Genomic DNA, 20,809 nt, shown 5'->3' on the forward strand with positions numbered 1-20,809 from the left:
GTTAATCAATACTAAGCGTATTATTAAATTCATGGGCGCCTATATCTTGTGATTCTCCAGACAAGGAAGTGTTTCCAAAATAATCATAATCCCCTATATTGTAGTCTAGATTGACACCAGCATCGATAAGCGGTGAACTCGATTCTAATTTATAATTGACCAAGTTAGGATTCTCGTAATAATTCCCTTGAAAGGATATATTATCATCACAATTGACTCCTCCACTCAGGATGTTATTTTTCACATAAACCACATCTGGATCCCAACTATTTATAGTTTTAAAAGCCAATTTATTATCCTGAACGACGGTGTTGTTATAAAAGAATATATCTGACACCGAGTTTTTACTACTCATATTAAACAAAAACAAACTTCCGCTATAACCATTGGCATCGTTATCCGATATATTATAGCGCACAGTGATGTTGGACAATGGTCGCGCCCCGCTGAACTGCCCCACCTGAAATCCAGCTCCATGGTTATCATGAGAGTAATTATACTGCATGATGCCATTCACCACGCCTCCATCCAAATCAAAGCCTGCAGCATCACAACCCTGTGTTTGGATATTATAAGCCTCGCAGTATTCAATAGCCACATCTTTAGCATCCCAATACCAAATACCGCAATTCCCACCACAATGTGTATTATTGTAACCACTATCGTAAACCACACAGTTGCTTATGGATGAAAATTGCACGTCTGATAATACAATACCATTCCCTGAATGACTCCACTGATTATCCCAGCCACTGATATTGTAAACCGTACACCCCTGAACATAAATATGTTCATGCGAATACCCTGCTTTATTTTGATTGAAATACCCTTTGGATAGTATACCGCTATCCATACAGTCAAAAATCGTACAATTAAGAATACTCACATCCGAGAAGCCTGAAGTATCGTTAACACCTTCTATTGCAATTCCGCCATAAGCCCCACTGACATTTAAATTGGAAAATTGAAATCCCTGCAGTTTGGTAGCTCCATCCAAAGTACTATATAGATTTACACCATTCCGAGGAAACTCTCCTTCTGACACTTGTGGAATGACGACATCAACATCAGTAACGTTAAAACCAGATGTGTTCACAAAATCCATCCCTTCAAAAACAGCCACACCTTCTCCATAGGATGAAATCGTTATTCTATTATTGGAATCCCCTCCATCGTTAGCATCGAAAGCAATACTTTGATAGGTATGTCCGCCGTCAAACAGAATTGTATATCCCGGAAGGAAATCCTCACTATTCACCTTAGTACTAGTCTGCCAGGCTGTATCCGGCGAAAGTCCATCATTGGCATCGTTACCATTTGGAGATACGTAGAAGATATTCGTATTTTCAATTGAGTAAGACTGTTCTTCGGTGGTTGTACATCCAAAAACCATCAACAACAGCACAATTATTCCAAATTCCTTTGCACAAGCCAAAGCAGTTCTCAACTTTGACAACAAAATTTTTTGAATTTGAAAACGGTTTAATTTGGGGCAAATCGTATTCACTTTCGTTTAGTTATGTCGCTTTTATTCAAACACAACTATCTAATGACTAAACCCGCCAAACCACTTTGTAGGTATTTTTGAAGCAGTAGTAAAACAGGGGCTCAAAAAACCAGCTTGAAGCTCAAAATTCAGATTGAATTCCTACAACTTTTAGCGTCATTTCGAACTCCAATAAATGATTAGAAAATTGCTATTTGAACAAAAAATTCGAGCAAATATATCAATCTTTTTTTATCTAAAAAGTTCTGAAGAAACCCCTTACTTAAAACTACAGAATCAAGCTATTAAGCAATACAAAACGTATAAAATTTCGCACTAAAAAAGGTGCTTAAAAATCCTAAATTAGACTTCTAAGCACCTGCTTTTATTTTATCTCTATTGATTATTTACTCCACAATTCTGTCCTGTTGGATCAAGTTCAAAATTTTATGGTACAACTCATTGTTTTCATAAATACCTCCAAAATTTTCAGCACCTTTTCCGTAGGCCAATACGGGCACCATAGTTCCAGAATGCCCCCCCGTAGAAAAGGTAGGCGTTACTGAATTATAATCACCATCATTGGATGACAATGTAAATCCTCCCGTTTCATGGTCGGCAGTCATCAAAACTAAGGTATTTCCATCTTTCTTGGCAAAATCAAGCACTGCTCCTATCACATTGTCAAAATCATTCATTTCTTCAATCAGGTATTCTGCATTATTGCTATGTCCTCCCCAATCAATTTGTGAGCCTTCCACCATTAAAAAGAATCCTCCGGTGGTTTGCGACAAATAACTCAAGGCCCTTTCTGTTCCATCCTGTAAAAAGTCACCTCTTCCTTCGGTCATGGTAGGCATTCCATCTTCAGCCAACAAATACCCATATTTGCGGTTCTTTTTAAGTTTTTTGTCTCCTAATTGCACGGTATCCATTTCAAAACCCTTCTTTTCCAACGCAGCTACATAATCCGCCCCATCTTTTCTCTTATTAAAGAATTTCAAACCTCCAGCTGCAAAAAAGTCAATATTGGAAGTTGGCAATTGCGCTGCAATGGCTTCATCAAATTTTCGGCTTGATACATGGGCAAAGAAAGAGGCTGGCGTAGCATGGGTAATTGAAGACGTGGCTACCAAACCATTTTTATAGCCCATTTTAGAAAGTACTTCAGTCATATTTTCGACCGCCGTGGTATCCTGTAATACGCCAATAGCACCATTATAGGTTTTCACCCCACATGCATAAGCTGTCGCCCCAGCAGCAGAGTCCGTAATTAAATGCGAACTCGACGAGGTCTTTAACAAGCCAACATGTTCAAAATTTGGAAGGTTTATGCTATCCTTTTTGAAATAAAACACTGATGACATTTGGGACAATCCCATACCGTCTCCTATCAGCAAAATAACATTTAAAGGCTTGTTGGTTTCCTTTACTGTTTTTGTTTCTGACTTCTGGCTATATCCAAAACCAATTGTCAAGAAAGCCATCACACTTAAAATTAATTTCATTCTATGTTTTTCTATTTAGGTTTAATGTTTCTGATTTGTAATCCAATCTCAAAAGAGCCCATTAAATATTGGAGTTAACTTTTATTTTTACTTTGACTGAAGCACAAGTTGCAAAAGTAAGAAAAACCAAAGGCCTTGTATTTTAAGAAAATGTAAAGCATAGTTAAAGAAATCCCAAAAACCCTACTTTTTAATTAAGTTACCTAAACACTACCAAGAGGTACACGAGCATAATTATAGCAATGTTAAATCTAAGTCAACAAAAAACCGGCAATCACATGAAGCAATTACCGGTTTAAACTAATTCAACAATATAACATAAAAATCAACTAACTCTTTATCTGTAACTTTAAAGACTTACCTTCCATATTTTCTCCTAGTTCTGGTTTGTTTAAAATCTCCAACACAGTAGGAGCAATTTGGTTACTGAATAAACGCTCTTCCGAAGATACTTCTCCCAAAACTTCTACTCCCTGACCAAAAACAATCATCCAAACTTGATCGGCTCCATTTATCTTTCTACCGTGATTTCTCCAATCATCAATAGGCTTCTCACCACGACCGTGATCGGTAGAAATAATAAACACCGTATTGTCTTTATAAAAGTCATCTTGCTGGGTAAAATCATACAATTTCTTGATCAATCCATCGGTATTTCTAGCAGCCTTTAAATAAGAGTCATATTCCCCATCATGGGCAAAATCATCGGTTTCCCCAAATGCTACATACACCACTTCTGGATGCTTCCGTTTCATATACTCTATGGCATAGCCTGCCGTAAAGGCATCTAATCGTACCGAATTCCATGGCGATGGCACCTCTGGCTGAAGTTCATTCAAAAACAATTCTTTTTGCGATAAACTATCGCCTTTTGCAGTTTTAAAACCGGCATTTACAGGAATCCCCGAACGCTCTTCATTAATGATATAAGGAAATACATCCCAGCTACCGAACGCCGCAATTTTGCCTTTATAGTCCGACGTATTTTGAAGTCTTTCCAAGAACGTCACGTTTGGATTGTTTATTTTCTCGTTACTTGTGATGCGCTCATCATCGGCTTTTCCTGTTAAGATTTCATTGTATCCCGGATACGAAAACCACATATTATTGGTTAAATTCACATAACTCCCCAAGTTTCTATTGCCGTGGATTTGTCCCATTTTAATAACTTCTCCCCAAACAAAAGGCATTAAGATTGCTCTTCTTTCCTGAGGGTTTTCTCTCCAAAATTCAGTTTTTAATCTTTTGGGATTATCTACATATTTTTTGTTCTCCACCAATTTGGCATCGGCACCAGAAAACAACTCCTGCCAACGTAATCCGTCTACAGTAATGGCAACAACTTTTGAAGTTTCGGCTTTTGTTTGGGCCTTTATTGCGTTCATTGACAGTAGCAACACCCCTACTGATAATAGTATTCTTTTCATCAATTTAATATTTATTGTTTTGTTTCAAATGATAATACTTGCGACCATTCACTCCAGTTCAATTTTTGATCCCTATCCCTTGCCCGCCAATAATAGGTCGTGTTAGGTTTTAGTCTATTGGTTTTCTCATCGGTTAAATCATCTCCTTTCTGGCGATCTTCTAAATAATACCAGTTTTCAAACTGCTTCCAGCTATCAAAAACAGGCTTTTCAAAACTCTCATATTCTGATACCTGCCAATGCGATGCCGCATGAAACGCATCCTTAAACTCGCTTTCAAAAGGGCCTGCTTTCAACACAACCCCTTGAATAGATTCCTGTGCATTAGGAGAAATCGCTACCGGAGCTTTTGGCTTTCTTTCCTTTCGCCAAACCGTAATGCTATCCGTTAGCGCATTGTCTTTGGTTCCTACAATATTGTTTCCTCGACTGATTCTCTTTATGGTGAATTTTGGGTTATGATGATCTCCATCTACCTCTACCATAACAAACCCATATTCATCCTGGGTTACAGTGAATTCATTGTAATCGCGACCTTCGTACTCTCCCCAGTTATCAATGGCGCCTCCAGCCGATGCAACATTGATCCACAAATGCTTGTGCTCTTTGGATTGTCCTCTGGAATATCCGTGTGTATGCCCAAAAAAATGAATACTTGGCTTTCCTGTTTTGGTTGAGAAATCTTCCAGCATTTTCACCACCTTCCCACTGAAATCAGTTTCCCCGGGAATCCATAATTCCGATTTATGGGGATGGTGCATTTGAGCAAAAACAAAATCGATATCTTCATTGTTTGCAGTGTCTTCCAACAGTTGTCTCAACCACTCGTATTGGTGTTTGCTATCCCTGTAACCATCGTTGGAATTTAAACCGATAACGCGTGTATTTCCATAGTCTTTATACCACCAATGCTCGGAATAGGCAGGCGTTCCATTTTCCGGAAGGCTGAAATATTTAAAGTAAAACACCGAGTTGTTTTCATGGTTTCCTATAGCAGGATATACAGGCACTTCGGAAAACAACTTTTCTCCCGGTTTGAAGAAATCGTTTTGCCATTGGCCATATTTCGTACCGTCCTGCACCAAATCACCCGGGATTAAGACCATTGCCAAATTTTCTGGCAATTCACCTTCAAAAGCCTTATCCAAATATTGTAAAATTCCCTCATTAACCACTTCCAAAAACTTATCGGGATGATTGTGGTCCTTTTGCATATCGCTCATGGCCACAATATTGAAAGACTCTTGATCTGAGGCAAAAGGAGGCGTTTTAAATTGATAAATATCCGAGACCAATTTCCCCGTTCTCACGCGGTAATAATACTCTGTGAAACGTTTCAATCCTTCCAATTTCACGGTATGTAACCTTGACTTTCCGAAGTCTACATTTTCAGCATTACCTATTGATTTCTTGCCCAGTTTAGGTGTTGGCCCGTATTCTACAATACTTTCTTCACCTTGACTGGTTTCCCACATAATCTTGATGGAACTTGGTTCTGCATCCTGAAGATATGGCTGAACCAAAAACGTCGTCTTTTCACTTTGTGAGAAAACTGAATGTAAACTTATAAATGCGATTACCGCTAATCCTATTTTTTTCATGTTATTGATTTCCATTTACAATGGTTAAACTTGTATCTAATATGTGCAATGCTTTATCCAAATCTTCTCTTGAGATGGTCAAAGCTGGCGACAACTGCAAGACGTTACCCGAGGACACTTTAAAACTCAGTCCTTGTTTTAAGCATTCGTACATGACTTGCTCAGCTTGTTCAACAGCTTTTTCTTTGGTGATTCTATCTTTTACCAACTCAATTCCCCAAAGCATTCCCAAGCCTCTCACATCACCAATGATATCATGTTTCTTTTTGAGTGATGACAGAGCAGTTTCTAAATATGTTTCGTCTTGATGAACTTTTTCCAAAAGGCCTCCATTTTGTAAAAGCTCAATAGTGGTCAAACCTGCTACAGAGCCCAAAGGACTTTTTTCATGAGTATAATGGCCTAAGGAAATATCTCCAAAGACATTGTAATCGTCTCTAGTAATAATGGCCGCCTGAGGGACAATGCCCCCACCCAATCCTTTGCCAATGCACAAAATATCTGGCTCAATGCCAAAATGCTCGAAGGCAAACATCTTCCCTGTTCTACCTAAGGCAATTGGAATTTCATCCAAGACCAGCAGTACGCCATAGGTATCGCAAAGTTTTCGGGCTTCTTGCCAAAAATGCTTTGATGGGATTTGCACATCGGTATTTCTGATGGTCTCGGCAATAAACACTCCTATGTCATTCTCTTTTGAAAACACATATTCCAAATACTCCAAGCATTTGTCTTCGTTGTTTTCAAAAATACCCCGATAGGTCACCGGTGGAGGAATACGTTCCACGCCCGGCATTAAAGGCCCCATATATTCCCTAAAAACGGATTCTCCCCCTACACTAATGGCATCCAAGGAAGCACCATGAAAGGAATCCCAAAACGAGACCACTTTAAACTTTTTAGTTATGGCGCGTCCCAACTTTAGGGCAATCCCAACAGCAGAACTTCCATTAGGGGTTAAGAGCACTCTGTTTAAATTGGAAGGTGTCAAGAAAGCTAACTTTTCAGCGAAATTGATGGCGGGCTCGTTGGTAAATCGTCTAGGCGAAAATGACAATGTTTGCAGCTGTTTGATCAAATTTTCAACAAGCTGCGGATTTCCATATCCTATTTGATGCACGTTATTACCGTGAAAATCCAAATAGGTTTTCCCTGAAATATTTTCAAATGAAGGTCCTTCACAGGCTTTTAAAACGTCTAAACATGGCGTAGACATGGACTGATGCAAAAAATAACGCGCATCCTTTTCCAACAACTCGGCAGTCCTTTCATCTACTTCTGTTTTCAACCAAGATTCTCGAGCGGGAGTCATGTTGATATCCCCCTCGGTTCTTTTGTTCAGGGAAGTACTATCTTGATTCATATGGTCCAAATTGTTTTAGCAACTCACGTGTTTGGGTAGCATCATTCAACACAAAAACTTTATAAGCATCTCCACCCTTTTCCACTCGCACTACCACATGTCCGTTTTGACTTTTGTATTGATCCAACTTCCCTCCAATAACATCTCTATTGGCCTGGAGCATAGTGGTAGAAAACACATCTCTTTTACCAGGATATATTTTTTCCGATAGAATTCTTCGTAGTACACCATCCCCAGGATGATCTGAGGACCAATTTTGCTGTACCCAAACTCTTGGACGAATCGTTCTTACATAATAGGCATTTTGCGAATCCCTATTCCCGTGATGGTTTAAGGTAGCTACATCTACAGCTCCAACCACAGGCGCAATGTTAGATTCCAAACTATTGAAATTAGTGCCGCCCAATTCATCAATTCCATTCACATCGCCTCCTGTGAAATAGTCAAATTTTCCATAGGTAATTTTAATACAGGTGCTTAACGGATTTTCACCTGGATAGTCACCTTCCTTGAATAAATCAAAAGTAAAATTATTCTCTCCCGTCCAGATTTGACCATTTACGGCCACATTCCGGACATGAAATTCAGGATAATTCTCAGGCGCATATAACAATTGAATTTGATGCTTCTCTCCCGCTTTTAGGGTTTCGTGAACCAATCCGTTGGTTTTATTCTGAAAGTCTATAAACTTCCAATATTCCTTTAAGGTCGCCATCATTTTATAGGAATCATTGATGAAACGCTCCTGCGACTGCACCTTTTTATCCCTTAGATTGATAGGAAACTCACTCCCTCGATCAATGAGTGTTTTTATGGACATCAAGGTTCCCACTTCCATAATCCCCGTAAGCTGATAGCCCCCAGGAGCCAGTGTTCTCAATGAATCGGCTTCCCCAAAATGGTCATCGTGATAATGAGTAATTAGGGCATAATCCAAATGCTGGGATTTGCTTTTCGGAGCAAATTGACGGATGTAATCCACAATCCATTCCGGAGCTGATTTGGTATTGTTAGGTTTCAGTACTTCATTCCTTGCAGACAAGGTCCTTGGATGGGTTTCGGATGTATCCCCAGCATCGATCAGCAGAGTTGTACCATCCGGCATTATGACGAAGCAAGCATCACCACGCCCCGTGTTGATGTGGTGAATTTCCATTACTCCTTCTTCCCAAGAAGGATAGCCTTCCTGGGAGAAAAGAAGTAAACTAGACAAAAAACCACACAATAAAAGCTTGTATTTCTTTTTAAAAATCATGTTTATTTTAAAATTGTAGCAGGAATGATTTGTTTGGTCATGGTTTTGGTTTGATAGGACACATCCAACCAACTTCCGCCACCGCCGTTAAACCAAACCACCTCTAAAGGATATACTCCAGGTTTCAGGGTTATTTTTCCGCCTTTTTCTTTGACACCATGGTCGCCATCATTATCAACCACCATTTCATTGTTCACCTTTAAATAACTTCCGTCATCAGATCTTGTATAAAAACTGTATTCATCTTCCTTTTCAACAACCATTTGAGTAGAGAACCTTACTACGGTGTTTTCCTTGATTTTAGCCTCTATTTCATCCGAAGTAATTTCAAAACAAAGCCCAGTTTCATTGGCTTTTTGATTCCCTAAGAATGGAATGCTCGTCAAGTCATTCATATAAAATATGTCATAGGAAACCGTAGGCTTGGCATTGGCAGGAATGATTCTAAAAAATGCTTCGGTTACTGTACTGGCCACGGCACCTTCATTAAAAACCGCACTTTTCACCACGGTATTTTCAGTAACTTTAAAAGGTTCTTTGTAAAGCTCTGAAGATGCATTTGGCATGCTGCCATCCAATGTGTAACGCATTTCTCCGCTTCCATTGATGACAACTTCTGCTTCATCCTTGAACATACCCCCTGCTCTTTTATAAGTGTCGAAATTTGGGAAAATAACTGGTGCTACAAATCGCTTTGCAATAGGATAGGCATCTACCTCATCAAAACCAACAAAGGCATTTTTTACAGGACGCCCAATACAAGCCATTGGCAATTTTACGCCCAGAGCAAAGGCCACCGTAGCTGCATTGTCATATTGGTACACAGGGTATTCAAGGGTTACACCCTTTTTAACAGATTTTCCCCAAACGATAAATGGGATTTCCATTTCCTGCAGCGTTTCTCCTCCATGGCCATTCCCCAAACCACCATGGTCCGAACTAATTATAACTATTGTATCGTCTGCCATTGGAGACGATTTGATAGCCTCCATAACCTCTCCCAACAAGGCATCTGCTTTCTCTACAGATTTGTAATACTCTGTGGCACCATGTCCATATTCATGCCCAGCATGGTCTACGTGGTCAAAATGAACAAAAGTAAATGTGGGCTGTTGTTCTGAAATATATTGTATTGCCGCCTTAGCGGTCTCATCTTCACCTTTAGGATTGACGTCAAAGTCAACGGCATCTTTTTCAAACAAACGCCCGAAACCTCCCCAATCGTAAATGGCACCGATTTCGGCATTAGGTATTTGCTTGTCAATGTCATGAAATATGGTTGGAAAAAGGAAGTCTTCACTTTTAACAACCGTAGGCATTACAAAATTGTTCTTTTCCCAATTGTTGGATGTTATACCGTGTTGCTCCGGACCGGCCGCCATTATCATAGATGCCCAATTGGTACTGGAACTGGAAGGCAGCACCGATCTTGCCTGCATTGAAGACGCTCCTTCGCTTATAATTTTATCAAAATTTGGGGTTTGTGCTTTTTCAATCCCATCTGGGCTTAAGCCATCAAAACCAATTACCACTACATGCTTTACAGGAACAAACTCCTGTGTCTTTTCTGAAACACAAGACCACAGGGAACAAATCCCTATGGTCATGCTTAAAATTTTAGTAAACTTCATGCTATTCTTAAAACCTAATTATTATCTACTACATCCCACCAAAGACGCACATTGATATCATCGCCTCCCATGTGGTTCACTGCGTTTTGATAATTGGCATTATTGGTAGATTTCACATCATTTGGATACATAAAGCGCACCGGAACTTTACCTCCATTGGTAGCACTAGGACCAGGAACTACTTCTGGCATCGCTGTACGTCTCCAGTCCGACCAACCTTCAATACCGGTGTAGAACAACCCAAACCACTTTTGTAAAGCGATCAACTCCAATTTCTCTTCTGTAGATCCTGTATAAAGAACACCAGTCTGCCCTAGGTAAGCGTCAAGATCTGTGTTGGCCATCGCGTTTGCAATTTCGGTCCACTCTGCCACTCTCTCCGTATAATATTCGAAAGATGCCACAATTCCATTTTCGTAGTAGTTTTGTGCAGTATCACCCGCAGAAATCAAGCCTCTTTCTTTAGCTTCTGCTAAAATGAAAGCCAATTCAGAATAGCTCATCAAAATAGTTTGAGCAGCAGTTGCGGAAGCCATTTCTGTATTACAAGCTCTACATGCCAATAGGATTCCCATTCTTGAAATATAGTTAGAACCAGACTCTTCAGGGTTTCCTGATGGGCTATAAGACAAGGCTGCCTCGTCGTCCAATCCATTTGGCATCCCTACATAATCATCCCAGTTATCAGAGTAAATCCCTGCACCAGAAGCCGAGGTTGGCTGAGCAAACACTTTTAAACGGGTATCGTTAAATGCTTTTAAACGAGTTTCCAAAGTTTCACTTAAGCGCACCTCATCAAAACTTCCTGAACGCGTGGTGTATTTTGGCTGTGGGTTATCGGTATTCCATTGGATAACCGCCATGTCTTCATTCCCTCCGAAAATAGGATATTGGGAAGGGTTAGAAACAATCTGCTGCATTTCCTGCTGTGCTCTTGCTTGATCCACATCACTAATGCGCATTAACAAACGTAAACGCAAGGAGTTGGCAAACTTCCGCCACATTCCAACGTTTCCACCATAGATAATATCCCCGGAAATATTTGTAGCGTTGGCCAAAGCTTCATTGGCGAGTAACAAGTCGTTTAGCATGCCGTCATAGATTTCACTTTGATAAGAAAAATCAGGCGTGATGTTATTGTCTCTAAGCCCCATGATGGCATTGGCGTAAGGTACATCTCCATAAGCATCTGTGGCATAGGAATAGATGAAGGATTTCAACACCAAACCAACACCATAATACCCTTGCATGTTTTCATTATCCTGAGACACATTGATCACGTTCATCACATCCCTCATACTGTCGTATACAAAGTTGTAAGGATTGGAAGTTGCATTCCAGATGTAGCGGTCCTGATCCGTAAACTGTAAACGAGCGGCGTACTGTACGGTTGTAAAACCTTCTTCCCAAGCCTTACCTCCCCAGTTATACCCCAATTCGCGCATAATCCCAGGAATCAAGTATTCCGGTGAAGCCGATCCTGGATAATTTGGATTGGTGTTTACTTCTTCAAAATCTTTTGTGCAAGACAGTGTTGTAGCCAACACGCCTCCTAACAGCACTAGTTTTTTGGTTTTATATAAATTTAATTTCATGAGTGACAATTTTTAAAAATCGATATTTATGTTGAATGTGAATGTTCTGGTACTTGGCAAAGACATGTTCTCAATACCAGGCTGTAAAGTTCCTCCTGAAACCGCAACAGTTTCTGGATCAAAGTGTGGGTTATCTGTCCACAACACCAAATTGCGACCAGTTAATGAGAAGCGTACGTTTTCTGCGAAGATTCTATCAGTGAAAGAGTTTGGCAAGCTGTAGCCCAAAGTTACCTCTCTTAACTTCGTGTAAGACGCATCATATTTTGCAGCCTCTACGTTACTACGGTCATAGTAGCTGTAGTTCCAAGTTCTCGCGTTTACGTTAACAGTATTTGGCTCGTATACTCCAGGAGACACTTCTACCACACCATCACCTACAATACCAGTTTCTCTACCCACCAAGGTTTCTTTCAACTGACCTGCAGTACTTGCAATGGTTTTTGTTCTAGACACTACAATACCACCTTCTCTAATGTCAAACAAGAATCCAAAATCGAAGTTTTTGTATTTGAAAGAGTTTTGGATACCCAACGTAAAGTCTGGAGCATAATCCCCTTGGTATTCCAAATCACCCGTTTTTAATGGCAATCCATCTGAACCGTAAATGATTTCTCCGTAATAAGGGCTGTTTTTATCTTCAACTCTTTGGAATCCGATACCATAAATAGCACTTACAGAACCTCCTTCACGCGCTTGGATATAAGCACCGTTTCTGCTGGTCAAGGTGTAGTTTACACCACCCAAATCGGTAACCTCACTTTTGTTTTTCGCAAAATTGAACATGGCATTCCAAGTGAAATCATCCGTCACTACTGGCTTGATGTTCAACATAGCCTCGATACCATAATTTTTCACCTCACCAGCATTAATCAGCTTGCTTGTATATCCACTAGCGATATCGGTATCAATTCCAATAATCTGGTTTTTGGTCGTACTGCTGTAGTAAGTGGCATCAAGATTCAATCTACCACCGAAGAAACGCAAATCGGCACCAAATTCATAAGAGGAAGTCAACTCCGGCTTTAAGTTGGCATTTGGAAGTGCAGAAGATTCCGTTAACACAGGATATGATCCAAAAGCAGATTCATTATTGAAGTAACTGCTCAATTTATATGGATTGGTATCGTTACCAACCTCAGCATAAGCGGCACGTACTTTTGCAAAAGTTACAAACTTAGGCATGGTTACCATTTCGCTAAGAATCGCACTTAAAGTAGCCGACGGGTAGAAATAAGAATTGTTGCTTGTTGGTAGCGTACTTGACCAGTCATTTCTACCAGTAATATCCAAGAACAACTTGTCATCGTATGCAAAACGTGCAAACCCATACAAACTGTTGATTCGCTTCTCATAATCAGAAACCGTAACGGCCAAAGGCGATCTTGCATTATTGAATGAATACACCCCAGGGTTGATCAATTGATCGGCTACAGTTTGTTGGTAATCCTGCTTTTGTTTCATTTGGTTTCCACCTGCAGAAAGGCTGAAATCCCATTTATCATTAAAAGTTTTGTTGTAGCTCAACAAGAAATCGGAGTTGATTTCTTCAAAAAACACATTGTCCTCTCTGTAATACCCCAATGGGAAACGCTGTGTACTGAACGCTCTTTTCTTCATACGAAGATCACGGTAAAAATCTCTACCTGTACGTACCATTAAGCTCAACTCATCGGTGATTTGGTAGTTCAAATTGATGTTACCATATACTCTGTCCTTGTCTTGAGCATTGGTGTTTTCGTATACATTGAAATATGGGTTGTCATGGTAATTATAGTTGTAATTGAATTGTTGGATTCCTTCCAATCCATCCATCCAATAATCTCTTAAACTGGCAGTATTGATCTGACGTCCGTACCATGTCCATAAATACATTACGTTTTCTGTACCATAACTTAAAGAAGGACGGTTACCACTGTCACTTTTCACATAGTTTACATTGGAATTCAATGTAACTTGATCTGTCAAGTTGATAGAGGCTGCCATGTTCACTGTATGTCTTTTTAAATCGGTGTTAGGCACAACCCCTGTTTGATCGAAGTTTTGATAAGAAAAACGTACGCTTCCCATCTCACCTGATTTTGACACAGACAAGCTGTTGGTGTAGGTATATCCTGTTTCGAAGAAATCCTTCACATTGTCAGGCTGGGACACCCATGCCGTAGGAATGATAGCTGCAGAACTATTCAAGTCACCTCCGCGAGTCCCATCCTCTCTCGGAGAATCAAACTGAGCTATCATTAAACCAGAATCCAATCTTGGCCCCCAGCTTTCATCTACACCATCGGCGATTCCGCCACCACTTCCATCAACAAACTCAAACATCATGTTATTACCTTGCCCATATTCATTTTGAAAATCTGGCAACGTAAAAATGTTATCAATACTTACCGCACTGTTTACATTTACCTGTAGCTTTCCTCTTTTTCCTTTTTTGGTCGTAATAATGATAGCCCCATTGGCTGCTCTAGATCCATACAAAGCAGCTGCCGCAGGTCCTTTTAAGACATTGATAGATTCGATGTTATCTGGGTTGATCTCGGCAGCCCCATTACCGTAATCCACATCCTGAGTACCAGAACCCGTAGATCCCACTATTTGGTTACTAATTGGTGTACCATCTATAACGAACAATGGCGAGTTGGCATTCATATTTAAAGAGGCATTCCCTCTAATGGTAATATTGGCAGAACCACCAATGCCAGAAGACCCGTTGGTAACGGTCATACCGGCAACCTTACCAGACATGCTGTTTAAAAAGTTAGGTTCTTTTGATTGGGTGAGCTCTTCGGAATCTACTTCCTGAGAGGCATATCCCAAAGATTTTTTCTCTCTTTCAATCCCTAAAGCTGTTACTACAACTTCATCCAACATAGCCGCATCCGGCTCTAACACAAAAATGGTTTCAGTTGTATCCTCAACATTTACCTCCATTTTTTTGTACCCCATATAGGAAATCACCATCACCTTGTGTCCCTCTGGCAATACAATAGAAAATTCCCCATCAAAATTGGTAGAACTTCCTATATTAGTTCCTTTAACCTGCACGGTAGCTCCGGGCAATGGCATTTGATTTTCGTCCTGCACCACACCATTAAATGATGTTTGTGCAAAACCTAATACACTCATAAAAAGCGTAAAGATTAATACTAGCTGTGTTTTGTTCATTTTAGATAGTTTGAATTTATTTGTTTACAAATATTAAACTGCCAAGTAAACTTAACCTCTTTTCAAAATGAAGAAAACATTTATAAAACCTTAATTTTGTTAAACAATTGTTAAGGGCTAAATTTTACAAATAGTAAAAAAGATAAGAACCCTATTCTATTAAATAAAAATGTATTTTTAACCAAAAAGAACGAAATGACAGATTATTTAGTTGGTATTGGGAAGCATATTAAAGAAGTAAGGAAATCCAACAAACAGAATATTAGCGACATAGCGCAACTGGCAGAGGTGAGCAACGGACTTATTTCCAGAATTGAAAACGGAAGAACCATCCCTTCCCTGCCCGTTTTATTGAATATCATCAATGCTCTCAACGTGGAAGTTGCCGAATTTTTCAAGGGCATCCCCCAAACGAGCAATTCTAATTTTATAATTTCCAGAAAGGAAGACAATACGGTTATTGAAAAAGAAGATGAGGCTGTTGGCTTCACCTATAAACATATTTTCAGTAAACAGATTTCCTCTTTAGGTTTTGAAACCGTTCTCCTGGAAGTAGCTCCCAATTCAAAACGGGAAAAAGTAACTACAGATGCTTTTGAGTTTAAATATATTCTCTCTGGAGAGTGTTCCTATATAATAGGTGAAGAAGAAGTGTTGCTTAAAGAAGGGGATTCTTTATTTTTTGACGGAAGAATTCCGCACGTACCCATCAACAGAGGAGCTGAAACATCAAAAATGTTGGTTATTTACTTTTTTGTATAATAGCAAATAACCAACATCGATTACTATTTTAGAAGAATTCCTCTTAGTTCCGATAAAGATTCCAGCACAAAATCAGGATTGGCCGATGCCAATTGTTTTGCCGTATGCGCTCCAGTGGTCACTCCAACCGTTAAACCACAATCTGCATTTTTGCCCTCTTCAATATCGATAATGGAATCTCCAGCTTTCAATACTTTTGAAGGTTCAGTGATATTGGTTTGCTTCATGGCTTCAAAAATCATATCTGGGTTTGGCCTACCATTTTCCACATCATCGGCCGTAACCAAGGTATCGTAATGCACCCCCAAATCCCATTTCATTTTACCCAACAACAACTGAGCTGTTGCCTTATCATACCCTGTATTCAAGACCACCTTTACATTGGCATGTTTTAAATCCTGGATTAATTCCTCCACACCATCATAACTTGCCACTTCTAAAGCTTTATAGGCTTCCGCCAACAACACTTTGAATTTCTCAAAGATTCCATTAGACTTCACCTCAAAATCCTCTATCCCGATTTCTTCCAAAATATCTTTAATAGCTTGATGCTTCTCTTTCCCGGCTCCAAATTCTAAAACAAAATCCAAAGTCACATCAAACCCTTCATTGTTGATAACTTGCTGCAATGTTTTGTACACCACATTACCCTCATCTACCACAGTTCCAGCCATATCAAAAATGACCAATTCTATATTCTGCATATTTAAAAATTAAAAATTGTATTAATATTATGTTTTGAAAACCCAGCACTACCTGTCATTCCCTTACCACCAATACCTGTAACAACATGAATGTTTTCTCCAATGGTATTTTGATAGATATCTGAGGTTTTGCATTGGGAGTACATCCCAAACCAACGGTGCTGAATTTCATAATTTGGCAGGTCTATAATTTTCTTTGCTTCCTGGATAATGAAGTTGTCTATATCCATGTTCAAATCAAACCCAAGATCATCCATATTGGCAGCATCGGCATATTCATGGGAATCCCCAATAATCACCGATCCATCCATAGCCTGCTTGAACAAAACATGAACGCCCCATTTCTTTTCTAAAGCATCTTTATCCTCTTTGGCCTTTATTTCTTTATAAGATTTACATTCCTCAAAGCCTTCATAACGCCTAATGGAAAGCCCTGTTAACACCGAACCTTTCAATGTGTAATTGGCTTGCGGCTTGGTTGACATCATTTGCAATTTAGATACTACCAAATCACTTTCAGCAAACATTTTAGGATATAAGGTTTGAAAATCGCTCCCGTTACAAATAATCACTTTGGAAGCAGTAAAAATTTCATTTGTAGACGTCCTCAACTTAACTTCCCCATTGACTTCTTCACAGGTAACAACCTTCGACTTAAAGAAAATGTCCATGCCCTCAGATTTCAAAAAGGCATGAAGTCTATTGATCATTGTTAATGGCTCTACGGTAACTTCTTCCGGAAAGAACAATCCTGCTTGCACATAATCGCTTCTAAGTCCACTGTAATTGGTCAAGCATTGCCCCTTTGTCAAAAGTTTTGAGCTGTATTGATTGGCTTTATTAATTTCCGACAGCTCTTCAATTAAAGCTACCTCTTCATCATTTGATGCCAGATATACCGAACCGTTTTGGCGTATGGAAATATCAAACTTCGATTGGATATCCTTGTAAATCTCTAGACTTTCCCTTCCAAAGTTTTGCCATTTTGTATTCATTCCAGAGGGCACCACCTGGCCAAAATTTCTAACCGTTGCCCCTTGTGGAAATTGATCTTTTTCCAGTATGGCAACCTTCAATCCTTTTCGTTTTGCATGGTAAGCATGGAATGTCCCCAACACACCACCGCCAACAATAATTACATCGTATTTTGTATTCATGATTTATAGTACAGCTTGTAATTCTGCTTGAGAACTACTTTCGTTTCTTTTATATTTTTTTCTGAAGTACACCAGGGAAGCAATAGAAATGACACCTCCCAAAACAGCTATGAAATAGGTCCCTTTAATAAAAAAGCTGAGCCAAGAAATGGAGCTCTGTCCAAAATTCTTATACAGCAAAACGCTCATACTTCCCAAATACCCAAAGGCATCAGCGATATAAATTAAAAAGCCCGCATTTCCCTTAATGCGAAAGGTAGCAATCATCCTATCAAAGAAAATGCAGTTAAAGGGCACATAACATATGTAAAGTCCAAACCCAACGGCCACCATCCAAAAGACAGGAGAAAGCAAGTTCATTTGAAATAAAAAGGTGGCAAGCCCAATGGAAATGGCCCCAAAAATCAATGCATAATGATAGGACACAAATGCCGTAAAATTATGTTTCATGACACCTATCCTTCCCATAATTACCAATACCAATATGGCAATGGGAATTTCAGTGATGGTATACACCGAAGTATTGTTTTCAAACCCTAAGGCATCCCAAATTTCCCTTGAAAAATTGTCTCTAAAATCCCTAAAAGCTGTTAGAAACACATAAAACAGCACCAATAGAATGATAGGCAGTAAAAACGTCCTGAATACCCTTTTTCGGTCATCGGACGTCATGATAAAGCGCTCCGACCTCAACTCTTTATCTTCCTGAATTGGACTTGGCAACCCATTCAACAACACAGCAAACAAGCTAAACGGCACCACAAAAATTGCCCCGGTTATGGCCGGCATCCAAAATTGAGACACTTGAAGATGATCCATCACCAACAACCCAATAGACTTCACCGCCCCACTGGACACAATAAAACTGGAACACAGAATAACGCCAAGCAGTTCAGACAACTTTCGACCTTCCAAATATGAAAAGACAACACCCCAAACCATCCCCAAGGAGAGGCCGTTTAAAAACATAAAAATGAAATTATAAGGCGCTGCTACCAATCCAAAACAAAGCAAAGAGGCTTCGGCAAACAAGATCATCCCCAACAGATATAAAATACGCTTATCGGTTTTGAGTTCAGAGATTAATTTGATCCCCAAAAACTTAGCAATCATATACCCCAACACCTGAGCGATGATCAAAATAATTTTATAATCCACACCCCACAACGAAAGGCCCTCAAAAGTAGCCACTGTAAAAGGCTTCCTAAACGCATACATACAAAAATAGGCCCCGAACGAAGCAAAGGAACCATTTAATAAAAACCGAAAATCTGTTTTGGATAACCTCACAACAAAAATTACTATTAGTAAATATTACTCAGCAATAGTATCTAAATATTTACTATTAGTAAACTTTTAAAGGTTATATGATTGTTACGTAAAATTTAAGAAACCGAAGAAGTCCCAATAAAAAAGCTCCCTAAATCTTGAGATTCAAGGAGCTTTCCAAAAGTTACAACAACACTATTTCTATACTTTTCAATCTTCCGCTTTTCCGAAAAGATATCCGTAAGGCGTCCCTACAAATAAAGCACCGCCAACAATATTACCCAAGGTGGCCGGAATTAAATTGGACGTAAAAAAAGTGCTCCAAGTAATATCGGCACCTTCAAAAATAGCCAATGGAATGAAATACATATTGGCAATACTGTGCTCAAAGCCCATAGTGACAAAGGCCATAACAGGAATCCAGATGGCCACGATTTTCCCTATGGTATGTTTGGCCGCAATCCCTTGCCAAATGGCCAGACACACCAACCAATTCGCCCCTATGCCTTTAATAAAGGTGACCAAAAAAGAGTGGCTGGTTTTACCCTCTGCAATTTTATGAACCATATCTATATATGGACCGTTGCTTACCAAATGCGTTACATGGGTAATAACATACGCTAAAAAAAGTGCCCCAACAAAATTACCAATGTAGACCAAGCCCCAATTCTTCAACATGGCATAAACCCGTTGGCGTTTAGTTAAAATATTCGGAATAAAATAGGCATTGTTACCCGTAAAAAGTTCGGCGCCTACAATAACCACTAAAATGAGGCCAATTGGGAATGCCGCCCCAAACAGGAACCTCGCCAATCCAGGATTGCTAGCTGCTATTCCGGGAGAACCTCCAGAAACAATAATTGACAATAGTCCTCCAAAAGCCACATAGGCTCCCGCCAAAAATGCCAGAATCAATGTTTTGCTTACCGTATAGCCTTCTTTGTTCAAGGCTATTTCATTTATGATTTTTATCCCTTCTTTAGGTGAATTCATAAAACATATTCAATAATGGTTAGTTAATCAGTTCGTTTTAGTTTAGTTCACTTTAACTTCTTTAAAGTAGTCCTTCAGAATAGCTACAGCTGCGTCAATCTCTTCTTGGGTATTCTCTCTGGCATCTTTAAGCTCATACACCCAACCTAAAGCTTCCCATTTGTGGATTCCCAATTTATGGTAAGGCTGCAGTTCTATTTTCTCGATGGTTTTATACGCTTTAAAATAGTCTCCCAAAGCGTGAAGTAATTCAGGAGTATTGGTAATTCCAGGAATCAATACATAGCGCAACCACATAGCTTTGCCTGATTGCTCTCGGTGTTTCGCAAAGTTAAAAGTGGTTTCCTTGTTTTTTGCTCCCGCCAAGGTTCGAAAGCCTTCTTCGGTCATGTGCTTGATATCGAGCATTACCAAATCGGCATAATCATCCAGAAGTTCCATGGTAGGGTGATTCAATAATCGCCCATTGGTATCCACATTGGTATGGATCCCCTCTTCTTTTAAGCGTTTAAAAAACGGAATTAAAGCTTTGGCCTGTAACAGTGGTTCGCCACCAGAAACGGTCACACCGCCCAGATCCCCAAAATAAGGTTTCATACGAATGGCCCGTTGCACTAAATCTTCAATCTGGTATTCAGAACCGCCTTGGGTATCTATGGTATCTGGATTGTGGCAATACTGGCATTTTAGTTTACAACCCTGCAAGAATATTACCAATCGTATTCCTGGTCCATCATGAGTTCCAAAAGACTCTATAGAATGTACGCTTAAGGTAGCATCTGGAGTTTTCATAATTGATAGGATTTAAGAATTAAAAAAAAAGAGGCATCCAAAAAATGTATCACACCTTTTAGAATGTTCGTACCATTTTTTGAACACCTCAGAACTTA

15 protein-coding genes are annotated in these 20,809 nt (G+C 39.5%); 1 reads left to right on the top strand and 14 read right to left on the bottom strand.

The annotated features are described in order from the left end of the window. Position 1: 1 nt before the first annotated feature. The 9 genes from ZA05_RS09905 to ZA05_RS09945 all read right to left on the bottom strand — a co-directional run bounded on the left by ZA05_RS09905 (position 2) and on the right by ZA05_RS09945 (position 15,034). Complete coding sequence (locus ZA05_RS09905) at positions 2 to 1,459, bottom strand: hypothetical protein (protein ID WP_231632475.1); 1,458 nt, start codon at positions 1,457 to 1,459, stop codon at positions 2 to 4. A 434-nt stretch (positions 1,460 to 1,893) separates the two neighbouring features. Then, positions 1,894 to 2,994, bottom strand: coding sequence for an alkaline phosphatase (locus tag ZA05_RS09910; protein ID WP_053991532.1), 1,101 nt, complete (start codon positions 2,992 to 2,994; stop codon positions 1,894 to 1,896). A gap of 329 nt (positions 2,995 to 3,323) precedes the next feature. Beyond that, on the bottom strand, positions 3,324 to 4,421 hold the full coding sequence (locus ZA05_RS09915) for an alkaline phosphatase family protein (protein WP_053991533.1): 1,098 nt from the start codon (positions 4,419 to 4,421) through the stop codon (positions 3,324 to 3,326). Positions 4,422 to 4,432: 11 nt separating this feature from the next. Next, positions 4,433 to 6,022: a metallophosphoesterase family protein gene (locus ZA05_RS09920; RefSeq protein WP_053991660.1), complete on the bottom strand. Its 1,590-nt coding sequence runs from the start codon at positions 6,020 to 6,022 to the stop codon at positions 4,433 to 4,435. 1 nt (position 6,023) lies between these two features. After that, positions 6,024 to 7,385, bottom strand: coding sequence for an aspartate aminotransferase family protein (locus ZA05_RS09925; RefSeq protein WP_053991534.1), 1,362 nt, complete (start codon positions 7,383 to 7,385; stop codon positions 6,024 to 6,026). Further along, positions 7,372 to 8,640: an MBL fold metallo-hydrolase gene (locus ZA05_RS09930; protein ID WP_053991535.1), complete on the bottom strand. Its 1,269-nt coding sequence runs from the start codon at positions 8,638 to 8,640 to the stop codon at positions 7,372 to 7,374. Before ZA05_RS09930 ends, ZA05_RS09925 begins: the two co-directional genes overlap by 14 nt. Positions 8,641 to 8,642: 2 nt before the next feature. Beyond that, positions 8,643 to 10,247, bottom strand: coding sequence for an alkaline phosphatase family protein (locus ZA05_RS09935; protein ID WP_197276077.1), 1,605 nt, complete (start codon positions 10,245 to 10,247; stop codon positions 8,643 to 8,645). Positions 10,248 to 10,285: 38 nt separating this feature from the next. Further along, positions 10,286 to 11,866: a SusD/RagB family nutrient-binding outer membrane lipoprotein gene (locus tag ZA05_RS09940; protein WP_053991537.1), complete on the bottom strand. Its 1,581-nt coding sequence runs from the start codon at positions 11,864 to 11,866 to the stop codon at positions 10,286 to 10,288. A 12-nt stretch (positions 11,867 to 11,878) separates the two neighbouring features. Then, positions 11,879 to 15,034 (bottom strand): SusC/RagA family TonB-linked outer membrane protein, encoded by a 3,156-nt coding sequence (locus ZA05_RS09945; RefSeq protein WP_053991538.1) that lies wholly within the window; start codon positions 15,032 to 15,034, stop codon positions 11,879 to 11,881. 195 nt (positions 15,035 to 15,229) lie between these two features. On the opposite strand from ZA05_RS09945, the gene ZA05_RS09950 reads away from it, so the two are divergent. Next, positions 15,230 to 15,796 (top strand): XRE family transcriptional regulator, encoded by a 567-nt coding sequence (locus ZA05_RS09950; protein WP_082333737.1) that lies wholly within the window; start codon positions 15,230 to 15,232, stop codon positions 15,794 to 15,796. Between the two features lie 23 nt (positions 15,797 to 15,819). On the opposite strand, the gene ZA05_RS09955 is transcribed toward ZA05_RS09950, so the two are convergent. The 5 genes from ZA05_RS09955 to pflA form a co-directional block, all read right to left on the bottom strand. Continuing rightward, on the bottom strand, positions 15,820 to 16,500 hold the full coding sequence (locus ZA05_RS09955) for a phosphonatase-like hydrolase (protein WP_053991540.1): 681 nt from the start codon (positions 16,498 to 16,500) through the stop codon (positions 15,820 to 15,822). 2 nt (positions 16,501 to 16,502) lie between these two features. Further along, on the bottom strand, positions 16,503 to 17,657 hold the full coding sequence (locus tag ZA05_RS09960; protein ID WP_053991541.1) for a TIGR03364 family FAD-dependent oxidoreductase: 1,155 nt from the start codon (positions 17,655 to 17,657) through the stop codon (positions 16,503 to 16,505). A gap of 3 nt (positions 17,658 to 17,660) precedes the next feature. After that, positions 17,661 to 18,947: a DUF5690 family protein gene (locus tag ZA05_RS09965; RefSeq protein ID WP_053991542.1), complete on the bottom strand. Its 1,287-nt coding sequence runs from the start codon at positions 18,945 to 18,947 to the stop codon at positions 17,661 to 17,663. Between the two features lie 189 nt (positions 18,948 to 19,136). After that, entirely contained in the window at positions 19,137 to 19,919 is a 783-nt protein-coding gene (locus ZA05_RS09970; protein WP_053991543.1) for a formate/nitrite transporter family protein, read from the bottom strand. A 42-nt stretch (positions 19,920 to 19,961) separates the two neighbouring features. Further along, on the bottom strand, positions 19,962 to 20,711 hold the full coding sequence (gene pflA, locus ZA05_RS09975) for a pyruvate formate-lyase-activating protein (RefSeq protein ID WP_053991544.1): 750 nt from the start codon (positions 20,709 to 20,711) through the stop codon (positions 19,962 to 19,964). Positions 20,712 to 20,809 lie beyond the last annotated feature (98 nt).

It is taken from the genome of Mangrovimonas sp. TPBH4 (assembly GCF_001280505.1).
Lineage (GTDB): Bacteria > Bacteroidota > Bacteroidia > Flavobacteriales > Flavobacteriaceae > Mangrovimonas_A.